This window comes from Pseudomonas sp. SDO5522_S412 (assembly GCF_054071215.1).
Genome location: NZ_JBSVWQ010000217.1, coordinates 1 through 9,535, shown reverse-complemented (window position 1 = coordinate 9,535; position 9,535 = coordinate 1). Strand labels below are relative to the sequence as shown.

The window sequence follows — 9,535 nt, the reverse complement described above, 5'->3', positions numbered from 1 at the left end:
GTGACTCGCTGTAAGAGCGAAACCATAAGCCGCCGTTACCCAAATAACGGATATGTACCCAGCCAGGTCAAACCGACAAATACCGACTGATAGTCGCCTCATCCACCCGATCCCGAGTTTCCTCAATCACAAACCTCCCCTTCTCAATCACCAAAAACCGATCAGCAATTTCCAAAGTAAAAGACAACACCTGCTCAGAAACAACAATCGTCAAATCCCGCAAATTGCGAATCTCCTTAAGCGTACGAGCAATGTCCTTGATGATCGAAGGCTGAATCCCCTCAGTCGGCTCATCGAGCAACAACACCTTGGGATTCGTCGCCAACGCCCGGGCAATCGCCAACTGCTGTTGCTGCCCCCCAGACAAATTCCCCCCCTTGCGCGAACGCATGTCATAGAGCACCGGAAACAGCGCATACAAATCCTCAGGCACCCTGCCCCGGGCCGCCGCCGGCAACCCGGTCTGAATATTCTCCAACACACTCATGCTGGGAAAAATCATCCGCCCCTGCGGCACATAGGCAATCCCCCGCTCCACCCGCTCATGGGTTTCAAGCGCAGACACATCATGCCCATCCACACTGACCTGCCCCTGCCACTGCGGCAAAATACCCATCAGGCTCTTGAACAACGTGGTCTTGCCCATCCCGTTGCGCCCCATCACCGCGACGATCTCACGCTTCGCCACATCCAGCTCCAGGTCGTGAAGAATCTGGCTCTGCCCGTACCCACACGACAGTTTGTCGATCTTGAACATGCCCGACTCCTCAGTGGCCCAAATACACTTCAATGACTTTCGGATTGCTCTGCACCGACTCCATGCTGCCCTCGGCCAGCACCTTGCCCTGATGCAAAACCGTGACCTTGTGGGCAATGCTCTTGACGAACTCCATGTCATGCTCGATCACCAACACCGAGCGCCCCTGGCTGATGCGCTTGAGCAACTCGGCCGTTTGCGCCCGCTCGTTGACGCTCATCCCGGCCACCGGCTCGTCGAGCATCAGCAATTCAGGGTCTTGCATCAGCAGCATGCCAATCTCCAGCCACTGCTTTTGCCCGTGGGACAGCAGGTCCGCCTGCTGCTGCAACAAGTCGCCGAGGAAGATTTCCCGCGCCACCTCCTCGACCCGCGCAATCACCTGGACATTACGCTTGAAAAACAGCGCGCCCCACACCTTGCGCCCGGCCGGATACGACATCTCGAGGTTTTCAAACACCGTGAGGTTTTCGTAGATCGATGGGTTCTGGAACTTGCGCCCTACCCCGGCGCGCACGATGTTGTATTCGCGCATTTTGGTCAGTTCCTGGCCGTCGAACTGGATGCTGCCACTGGTGGCGCGGGTCTTGCCGCAGATCAAATCCAGCACCGTGGTTTTGCCGGCGCCGTTGGGCCCGATCACTACCCGCACTTCATTGCGGTCGATATACAGGTTGAGGTTGTCGACAGCCTTGAAGCCATCGAATGACACGGTGAGGCCTTCGATAGCCAACACCGGTTTCTTCATTTCAAAACCAACGGCAGTCATGGCTGTGTCTCCAGGATCTTGGCTTCCGCCTTGGGCTTGATCTTCGCGGGCTCGGCCTTGACCACCGGCTTGCGCCGCAACACTCGGGCCAGGGCCTGGCGACCATGGCTGTCCCACAACCCCGCCAGGCCGTTGGGGAAGTACATGACCACGGCGATAAACAACCCGCCCATCAGGTATAGCCACAGCTCGGGGAAGGATTCGGAAAAGTAGGTCTTGCCATAGTTCACCAGCAACGCGCCATACACCGCGCCCAGCAACGACATGCGCCCGCCCACCGCGGCAAAGATCACCATCTCGATGGACGGCACGATGCCCACGAACGACGGCGACATAAAGCCCACCTGCAAGGCAAACATCGCCCCGCCAATCGCCGAGAACGCCGCCGCCACGCAGAACACGAAAATCTTGAAGCTGGCCACGTCATACCCGGAAAACCGTACCCGCTCTTCCTTGTCGCGCATGGCCATCAACAGCCGGCCCAGCTTCGAGGCGAGGATGAAACGGCCAATGAAGATGCAGCCGAACAACAGCCCGGCGTTGATGAAATACAGGATCATCTTCGCGCCGTCACCGCGCAGGTCCCAGCCCAGCAGGGTCTTGAGGTCAGTAATGCCATTGACACCACCGGTAAGGCCTTGCTGGCCGACGATCAGCACCGTGAGGATCAGCGCAATCGCCTGGGTGACGATGGAGAAATACACATCGCCCACCCGCCGCTTGAACAGCGCCATGCCAATGATGAACGCCAGCAGCACCGGCACCGCAATCACCGCGAACAAGGTAAACGTGAAGCTGTGGAACGGCTGCCAGAGCCACGGCAGTTCGGTGATCTGGTTCCAGTCCATGAAGTCCGGGATGCCCGGGGTGGACTGGATCTTGGTGCTGATCGGGTCCGAGGCCTCAAGCTTCAGGAACATCGCCATGCAGTAGCCGCCGACCCCGAAAAACACCCCCTGCCCGAGGCTGAGAATCCCGCCATAGCCCCAGCACAGCACCAGGCCCACCGCGACGAACGCGTAGGTCAGGTACTTGCCGACCATGTTCAGCCGGAAGGCGTCCAGGGTCAGCGGGAACACCACGAGGATCAACAGCGCCAACAGCACGATGCCGATCAGGTTTTGCTGGCCGCCCAGCAGTTTGTCTAGAGCCTTCATCGGTTCGCCTCTACTTGCGCACTTTGATGGAGAACAACCCTTGCGGGCGCAGCATCAGGATCAGGATCACCGACGACAGCGTCAGCACCTTGGCCATCGAGCCACTGAGGAAAAACTCCGACAGCGATTGGGTCTGGGCAATCACGAACGCCGAGGCAATGGTGCCGAACAGGCTTTGCGCGCCGCCGAATACGACGACCAGGAAGGTGTCGACGATGTACTGCGAACCGGCGGTCGGCCCGGTGGAGCCGATGGTGGTGAACGCCGCACCGGCCACGCCCGCCACGCCGCAGCCGAGGGCGAAGGTCATGCGGTCGACCTTGCGCGTGTTGATGCCCACCGCCCGGCTCATCAAGCGGTTCTGCACGGTGGCGCGCACCTGCAAGCCCCAGCGCGAACGGTAGAGCATGACGAAGATCGCCCCGGTCAGCAGCACGGTCAGGCCCATCATAAACAGGCCGTTGCGCGGGATTTCGATGGCGTCGGTGAGGTTCACCGAACCCATCAGCCAGGCCGGCGGTTCGGCGCTCACTTCACGGGCGCCGAACACCGAGCGGAAGGTTTGCTGCATCACCAGGGACAAACCCCAGGTGGCGAGCAAGGTGTCCAGTGGCCGCTTGTACAAGCGGCTGATCATCGCCCATTCCACCAGCCAGCCCACGGCGCCGGCGACGAGGAATGACAGGGCAATGGCAACGAAAAAGTAGTACGGCTGAAAGCTCGGCGCGAAATGCGCGGTAAGGCTGGAACAGACGTAGGTGGTGTAGGCGCCAATGGTCAGGAACTCACCGTGGGCCATGTTGATCACGCCCATCTGGCCGAAGATGATTGCCAGTCCCAATGCCATCAGCAACAGCACGCAGAACACGGACAAGCCGTTGAACCCCTGCATCGCCGCGATGGCTCCAAATTCCGATAGCCATTCCATGATGATGGTCTCCTGAGCGGGAGGTTGAAATGCAATCTGCTTCTGCTTTATGTGGGAGCTGGCTTGTGTGGGAGCGGGGGGTGTTTTTGGCGCGGGGGGGTTGGTCCCGGAGTCACCCCCCCCCCCCCCCCCTCCTCCCCCAACGGTGTGTCAGTACCGGATGCACTCACTGATTCACCGCTTTCGCGAGCAAGCCCGCTCCCACACAAAACCAGTTCCCACATTCAGATCAGCGCCAGACCCGAGGTTATTGATAGCCTTTCGGAAACGGATTCGGCTCGATCAGATCCGACTCGTAGATCACCTTGAACTGCCCGTTTGGCTGCACTTCACCAATGCGCGACTTGCTCCACAGGTGATGGTTTTCGTGGATCTTCACGTAGCCTTCCGGCGCGTTTTTCAGCTCGATGCCAGGCGATGCGGCGACGACTTTATCCACGTCGAAACTGCCGGCCTTCTCCACCGCCGCTTTCCACAACCATGGGCCGAGGTAGGCCGCCTGGGTCACGTCGCCAATCACTGCGTCCTTGCCGTACTTGGCCTTGAACGCTTCCACGAAGGCTTTGTTGTTCGGGTTGTCGAGGCTCTGGAAGTACTTCATCGAGGCATAGAAGCCGGCCATGTTTTCGCCGCCGATGCCCAGCAGTTCGTCTTCGGTCACCGACAGGGTCAACAGGGTTTGCTTGGACGCATTCACGCCCGCTGCGTTGAGCTGTTTGTAGAAGGCCACGTTGGAGCCGCCCACCACGGCCGCAAACACCACGTCAGGCTTTTTCAGCTTGACCTTGTTGATCAGCGAACCGAACTGCGTATTGCCCAGCGGGTAGTAGTCTTCGCCGACCACGGTGCCGTGCAGCACGTTTTCAATGTGCTTGCGCGCGATCTTCATCGAGGTGCGCGGCCAGATGTAGTCCGAGCCCACCAGGTAGAAGGTTTTGGCGCCCTTGGTCTTGGCGATCCAGTCGAGGCTGGCAAGGATTTGCTGGGTCGCTTCCTGGCCGGTGTAGATCACGTTTTTCGACTGTTCCAGGCCTTCATAGAAGGTCGGGTAGTAGAGCAGGCCGTTTTCTTTCTCGAAGATCGGCAATACGGCTTTACGTGAAGCGGAGGTCCAGCAGCCGAACACTGCGGCCACCTTGTCGTTCACCAGCAGTTTCTTGGCCTTTTCGGCGAAGGTCGGCCAGTCGGACGCGCCGTCTTCCTGGATCACCTTGATCTGCCGCCCGAGGATCCCGCCCGAGGCGTTGATCTGCTCGATGGCCAGGCGTTCGGCCTGGATCGAACCGGTTTCGGAAATCGCCATGGTGCCGGTGGCCGAGTGCAACTGGCCGACGGTGACTTCGGTAGGCGTCACCGCCAGGCCTTCGTTGTCGGCCATGACGCCATGGCTGAACAGACTCGCCGCCAGCAGTGATAAGGCCAACAACGGTTTGGAGCGGATCAATCGTGATTCCATGGGGCGACTCCTCTGCAATGAGGGGTTCAGCATGGCGGCAGGTGGCCACGGCGGGTATACGCAGCCTGACGTAACGGGGTACGTCATTTGACGTATGCCGTTGCGCACCATTTTCGAGCAGGATCCCGCCCGCCTTGGGAAAGGAAACCCCTGTGGCGAGGGAGCTTGCTCCCGTTGGGCTGCGCAGCGGCCCCAAAACCGGCGACCCGGTTCTGCCTGGAAAAATGAAGTGGTCTTGCTGGGCCTGCTTCGCAGTCCAACGGGAGCAAGCTCCCTCGCCACGAAGAGCGCACCCCGCAGGACTGGGGCACGAATATTGCTGCCATCTCCCCATCCTTGCAGGAGTTCCCCACCGTGCACCCCCTCCCCGGCACCCAGCGCATCGTCAAGATCCGCCGCGACTACAACTCCTGGGTCGCCGACGAGACCATGGAAGACTACGCCCTGCGCTACACCCCGAAGTCCTTCCGCAAATGGTCGGAACTGCGCATCGCCAACACCGCCTTGGGCGCGGTGTCGTTCCTGGCGCTGGAGGCCATCGGCGGCGTATTGGCCTTGAGCTACGGCTTTACCAACACCTTCTGGGCGATCCTCGCCATCAGCCTGGTGATCTTTCTCACCGGCCTGCCCATCAGCTACTACGCCGCCCGCTATGGCGTAGACATGGACCTGCTGACCCGCGGCGCGGGCTTCGGTTACATCGGCTCCACCATCACCTCGCTGATCTACGCCAGTTTCACCTTCCTGTTCTTCGCCCTGGAAGCGGCGATCATGGCCCTGGCCCTGGAGTTGTATTTCCATATCCCGCTGGCCATCGCCTATGTCATCTGTTCACTGCTGGTGATCCCGCTGGTGGCCTACGGCGTAACGCTGATCAGCCGCCTGCAATTGTGGACGCAACCGCTGTGGCTGGTGCTGTTGGTGCTTCCCTATGGCTTCGTGTTGTGGAAAAACCCCGAGGCCTTCAGCGACTGGACCAGCTTTGTCGGCCGCAGCAGCGACGGTGGCGACTTCAATCTGCTGTCGTTCTGCGCCGCCTGCACCGTGGCGCTGTCGCTGGTCACGCAGATCGGCGAACAGGTGGACTACCTGCGCTTCCTTCCGGAAAAAACCAGCGCCAACCGCAAGCGCTGGTGGGCCGCGCTTTTATGCGCCGGGCCCGGCTGGATCGTGCCGGGGGCGTTGAAAATGTTCGCCGGGGCGTTCCTGGCGTTCCTCGCCCTGCAACATGAAATCCCCATGGAGCGCGCCGCCGAGCCAACCCAGATGTACCTCGTCGCGTTCGGCTATGTGTTCTCCTCTCCCGAATGGGCGCTGGGGGCGATGGTGCTGTTCGTGTTCATCTCGCAGATGAAGATCAACCTGACCAACGCCTACGCCGGCTCCCTGGCCTGGTCGAACTTCTTTGCCCGCGTGACCCACAGCCACCCCGGCCGCGTGGTGTGGCTGGTGTTCAACGTCGCCATTGCGCTGATGCTGATGGAGCTCGGCGTGTTCGATGTGATCGAGCAGGTGCTGGGGCTCTACGCGAATATCGCGATTGCCTGGATCGGCACGCTGGTAGCGGACCTGGTAATCAACAAGCCCCTGGGCCTGTCGCCCAAACACATCGAATTCAAGCGTGCGCACCTCTACGACATCAACCCGGTGGGCGTCGGCTCGATGCTGATTGCCTCGCTGCTGTCGATCCTCGCCCACTTCGGCCTGTTCGGCGCCCTGGCCCAGGCCGCGCCACCGTTTGTCGCGCTGGGCACCGCGTTAATCATGGCGCCGCTATTGGCGTGGCTGACCAAGGGCCGCTACTACATTGCGCGCAGCAGCGAGGCGCAATTGATTCACCCGCAACCCGGCACCGGCCTGGTGATCTGCGGGCTGTGCAGCAACCCGTTCGAGACCGCCGACATGGCGTTCTGCCCGGCCTACAGCACGCCGATCTGCTCGCTCTGTTGCTCACTGGATGCGCGTTGCGGCGACCGTTGCAAACCCCACGCGCGCCTGGCCAGCCAGTTCGAAGGGGTGTTGCGCTGGTTGTTGCCGACCACGCTGGTACCGCGCCTGCATACCCGGCTGGCGCATTACCTCGGATTGTTGATGGCGCTGGTGCTGATGCTCGCCGGGGCCCTGGCGCTGATCTACATGCAGGCGGCCCAGGGTTTGCCCCATTCGCAAACCTTGTACCAGGCGTTTTTCAAGGCGTTCCTCACGCTCTCGGTGCTGGCCGCCGTACTCGCCTGGTGGGTAGTACTCACCCGCGAAAGCCGGCGGGTGGCCCAGGAAGAATCCGACCGGCAAACCTCGCTGCTGATGCAGGAGATCGCCGCCCACAGCCTCACCGACCAGGCCCTGCAACAGGCCAAGGAAGCCTCGGAAGCAGCGAACGCGGCCAAGAGTCGCTACGTCACCGGGCTGTCCCACGAGCTGCGCACGCCGCTCAACAGCATCCTTGGCTTCACCCAGATTCTGCAGCGTGACAGCGCAATGCCCGAGCAGCATCAGGATGCCCTGGCGACCATCCTGCGCAGCGGCTCGCACCTGCTGTCGCTGATCGACGGCCTGCTGGACGTGGCGAAGATCGAGGCCGGCAAGCTGCGCCTGGAGCTCACCGAAATCCCCTTCCCGGAACTGATCCACGACCTGGAGCAGATGTTCACCCCCCAGGCCGAAGACAAGGGCCTGCGCTTTCGCCTGGACTGCGTGGGCAAGATCCCCGCCGTAGTGCGCGGCGATGAAAAACGCGTGCGGCAGATCCTGATCAACCTGCTGGGCAACGCGATCAACTTTACCGACAGCGGCGAGGTGCGCCTGCGGGTCAGCTACATGCGCGAGACCGCCAACTTCGAAATCATCGACACCGGCATCGGGATTGACCCGGAACAGATCGAGCGGATTTTCCAGCCGTTCGAACGCGGCGACCTGATGCGCCAGGACAAGGGCGTGGGTCTGGGCCTGACCATCACACGCATGCTGACCTCGCTGATGGGCGGCGAATTGCGGGTGGTCAGCGAGCTGGACAAGGGCACCTGCTTCCAGGTACGGCTGTTCCTGTCCCAGGTCCGCGTGCCGCAAGCGGTGGTGCATGTGGAGCACGACATCATCGGCTACCACGGCGAACGACGGCGCATCCTGGTGGTGGATGACCACGTGGACCATCGCAAGGTGCTCAGCGGCATGCTCACGCCCCTGGGCTTCGAGGTGTCCCAGGCCAGCAACGGCCAGGAGGCGATCCGCCAGGTGGCGCTGCTGTCGCCGGACCTGATCCTGATGGACCTGTCGATGCCGACCATGGACGGCTGGGCCACCAGCCGGATGATCCGGCGTAATGCGCTGTCTGCCGCGCCGATTATCATCATCTCCGCCAACGCCTTCACTGACGACCGCGAACGCAGCATCGCCGGCGCCTGCAACGACTACCTGGCCAAGCCGGTGCGTACCCCTGAACTGCTCGGACGCCTGCAACTGCACCTGGACTTGCAATGGCTGCGCCGTCGCACACCCCTCGCCGCGCCGGTCGCGACCCAAGGCGCGCTACCCAGCGCAGAAGAACTCGCGGTGCTCGCCGAACTGAGCGCCATTGGCTATGTGCGTGGTTTGCATGAAAAGCTCGACGCCATCGTGCTGGACAGCCCAGGTACCGCACCGTTCATCAACAAGCTCCGGGCCTTGCTGAAAAGCTTTCGCCTGGAAGAACTCAACCGCATCCTGAAGGAGGCCGAAGATGAATGCCTTGACCCACAGCGCTGAGCCCGGCGTGGTGCTGATTGTCGACGACACCCCGGACAACCTGGCCATGCTCTCCGACGCCCTGGACGACGCCGGCTACATGGTGCTGGTGGCGCTGGACGGCCTCAGCGCGCTGAACCGCGTGCAACGCCGGCGCCCGGATTTGATCCTGCTGGACGCGGTGATGCCCGGGCTGGACGGCTTTGAAACCTGCCGCCGGCTCAAGGCACAACCGGCCAGCGCGGATATTCCGGTGGTGTTCATGACTGGGCTGACCGACAGCAAGCATGTGGTGCAGGGGTTCGAGGTGGGCGGCAGCGATTACGTGACCAAGCCGATCCAGACCGATGAAGTGCTGGCGCGGGTGGCGGCGCATTTGCGTACGTCGCGGATTTTGCTGTCGGCGCGGGCGGCGACACAGCCGAGCGTGATCACCCTGGAGGATGAGCCGGCGCACAAGCTATTGTCGGCGCGGTTTCAACTGACGGAGCGGGAGGTGGAAGTGCTGCGTTGGGTGGCGTGTGGCAAGACCAATCGGGATATTGGCGACATTCTTGGGTTGAGTCCGAGGACGGTGAACAAGCATCTGGAGCATGTGTATGTGAAGCTGGGAGTGGAGACGCGCACGGCGGCGACTTCGGTGGCGATGGCGGCGATGAGTCCAACCCGGATCCCACAGATGGCCACGGTCTAAAATGTGGGAGCGGGCTTGCTCGCGAATGCGGTGTGTCAGTCACCAAATTTTTTA

At 61.5% G+C, this 9,535-nt stretch carries 7 protein-coding genes; 2 read left to right on the top strand and 5 right to left on the bottom strand.

Annotation, left to right across the window (positions count from 1 at the left end; all coding sequences use genetic code 11):
• Positions 1-67: 67 nt before the first annotated feature.
• From urtE to urtA, 5 genes are all read right to left on the bottom strand, one after another.
• Positions 68-757: an urea ABC transporter ATP-binding subunit UrtE gene (urtE, locus tag ACW9I6_RS27155; protein ID WP_008430563.1), complete on the bottom strand. Its 690-nt coding sequence runs from the start codon at positions 755-757 to the stop codon at positions 68-70.
• A gap of 10 nt (positions 758-767) precedes the next feature.
• The gene (urtD, locus tag ACW9I6_RS27150) at positions 768-1,526 is read right to left on the bottom strand and encodes an urea ABC transporter ATP-binding protein UrtD (RefSeq protein ID WP_307517252.1); all 759 of its coding nucleotides are present in this window, start codon (positions 1,524-1,526) and stop codon (positions 768-770) included.
• Positions 1,523-2,683, bottom strand: coding sequence for an urea ABC transporter permease subunit UrtC (gene urtC / locus ACW9I6_RS27145; protein ID WP_003218260.1), 1,161 nt, complete (start codon positions 2,681-2,683; stop codon positions 1,523-1,525). The genes urtD and urtC overlap by 4 nt, the downstream gene beginning before the upstream one ends.
• Before the next feature lie 10 nt (positions 2,684-2,693).
• Positions 2,694-3,611, bottom strand: coding sequence for an urea ABC transporter permease subunit UrtB (urtB, locus tag ACW9I6_RS27140; protein WP_008430559.1), 918 nt, complete (start codon positions 3,609-3,611; stop codon positions 2,694-2,696).
• A gap of 247 nt (positions 3,612-3,858) precedes the next feature.
• Positions 3,859-5,067 (bottom strand): urea ABC transporter substrate-binding protein, encoded by a 1,209-nt coding sequence (urtA, locus tag ACW9I6_RS27135; protein ID WP_003218263.1) that lies wholly within the window; start codon positions 5,065-5,067, stop codon positions 3,859-3,861.
• A 354-nt stretch (positions 5,068-5,421) separates the two neighbouring features.
• On the opposite strand from urtA, the gene ACW9I6_RS27130 reads away from it, so the two are divergent.
• Both ACW9I6_RS27130 and ACW9I6_RS27125 read left to right on the top strand, forming a co-directional pair.
• Entirely contained in the window at positions 5,422-8,808 is a 3,387-nt protein-coding gene (locus ACW9I6_RS27130) for an ATP-binding protein (protein WP_087695378.1), read from the top strand.
• The gene (locus tag ACW9I6_RS27125; RefSeq protein WP_008430557.1) at positions 8,783-9,481 is read left to right on the top strand and encodes a response regulator; all 699 of its coding nucleotides are present in this window, start codon (positions 8,783-8,785) and stop codon (positions 9,479-9,481) included. Before ACW9I6_RS27130 ends, ACW9I6_RS27125 begins: the two co-directional genes overlap by 26 nt.
• The last annotated feature ends 54 nt before the right edge of the window (positions 9,482-9,535 follow it).

Coding starts and splice junctions, on each gene's coding strand:
- urtD (WP_307517252.1), bottom strand. CDS start 1,526: ATGACTGCCGTTGGTTTTGAAATGAAGAAACCGGTGTTGGCTATCGAA.
- urtE (WP_008430563.1), bottom strand. CDS start 757: ATGTTCAAGATCGACAAACTGTCGTGTGGGTACGGGCAGAGCCAGATT.
- urtA (WP_003218263.1), bottom strand. CDS start 5,067: ATGGAATCACGATTGATCCGCTCCAAACCGTTGTTGGCCTTATCACTG.
- urtC (WP_003218260.1), bottom strand. CDS start 2,683: ATGAAGGCTCTAGACAAACTGCTGGGCGGCCAGCAAAACCTGATCGGC.
- ACW9I6_RS27125 (WP_008430557.1), top strand. CDS start 8,783: ATGAATGCCTTGACCCACAGCGCTGAGCCCGGCGTGGTGCTGATTGTC.
- urtB (WP_008430559.1), bottom strand. CDS start 3,611: ATGGAATGGCTATCGGAATTTGGAGCCATCGCGGCGATGCAGGGGTTC.